Genomic DNA, 1,384 nt, shown 5'->3' with positions numbered 1-1,384 from the left:
CGGGCGACGGCGGGGTGGCGGGTGAGGGCCGCCTCGATCTCGCCGAGTTCGATGCGGTAGCCGCGCACCTTGACCTGGTCGTCGGCGCGGCCGGCGACGACGAGTTCGCCGTCGCGGTTCCAGCGGGCCAGGTCGCCGGTGCGGTACATCCGGGAGCCCGGCTCGCCGAACGGGTCGGCCAGGAAGCGCTCGGCGGTGAGCCCCGGCCGGCCGAGGTAGCCGCGCGCCACTCCGGTGCCCGCGACGTAGAGCTCGCCGGGAACCCCCACCGGCACCGGCCGCAGCCCGGGGCCGAGCACGTACACCCGGGTGTTGGCCAGCGGCCGGCCGACCGGCAGCACACCGCCGGCCGCTTCGCTGCCCGGCTCGATCCGGTACTCGGCGCAGCTGACGGTGGTCTCGGTCGGGCCGTAGACGTTGCGGACGGTCACCGCCGGGTGCGAGTTCCGCCAGGTCCGCAGCCGCTCGCCGGAGAGCGCCTCACCGGCGAGCAGCAGGTCGCCCGTCGGCGAGGCACCCTCGGGAAGGGCCTCCAGCAGCGCCAGGTGGCTCGGGGTGCCCTTCAGCAGGGTGGGGGCGGTGTCCGACGGCAGGCTCTCGTCGAGGTCGCCGATCCGCACACAGCCGCCGACGGTCAGCGGGGTGAACAGGGCCGTGACCGTCATGTCGAAGGACACGGACGAGTGGAGCAGCACGGATCCCCGCGCACTCGGGTAGCTGCGGCCGGCCCACTCCAGGTAGTCCACCAGCGAGTGCTGTTCGACCAGGACGCCCTTCGGCCGTCCGGTGGAGCCGGAGGTGTAGATGACGTAGGCGGGGTGGTGCGGCCGCAGCGGGCGCACCCGGTCGTGGTCCGCCGGGTCGGCGTCGACGGGCTCGACCTCCCCGACGAGCAGCCGGGGCAACGGCCCGGACTCCTCGCCGCAGTCCACGCCGCCGCCGGTCAGCAGCAGCGCGGGTGAGGCGTCGCGCAGCATGAAGGCGATGCGCTCCGCCGGGTAGTCCGGGTCCACGGGAAGGTAGGCGGCCCCGGCCTTCAGGACACCGAGCAGTGCGCCGAGCAGCCGGGCGGACCGCGGTACCGCCACCGCCACCAGGTCCTCGGGACCCACGCCCGCCTCGATCAGTCGGTACGCGACGCCGTTGGCGAGCGTGTTCAGCTCGGCGTAGCTCAGGGCGAGGTCGCCGTCGAGTACGGCGGTGGCCTCGGGGGTGCGGGCGGCCTGGGCCTCGAACAGGGCGGGGAGGCAGGTGTGTTCGGGGCTGGTGGCGGTGTTGTTCCAGTCCAGCAGGATCTGCTGCCGCTCGTGGTGGTCGAGCAGGTCGATGCGGCTGATCCGGCGGTCGGGGTCGGCGACCAGTGCGCGCAGTACCCGCTCCAGCC

General features: G+C 74.3%; 1 protein-coding gene. It reads right to left on the bottom strand.

The window, feature by feature from the left end; genetic code table 11:
* A partial coding sequence (locus ABD369_RS40575; RefSeq protein WP_344641658.1) for a non-ribosomal peptide synthetase occupies positions 1 to 1,384 on the bottom strand: 1,384 nt, incomplete at both ends.

It is taken from the genome of Kitasatospora cystarginea (assembly GCF_039533515.1).
In the GTDB taxonomy this organism is placed as follows: Bacteria; Actinomycetota; Actinomycetes; order Streptomycetales; family Streptomycetaceae; genus Kitasatospora; species Kitasatospora cystarginea.
Note: the sequence above shows the minus strand (reverse complement) of the source record. Positions and strands in the feature narration are given on the sequence as shown.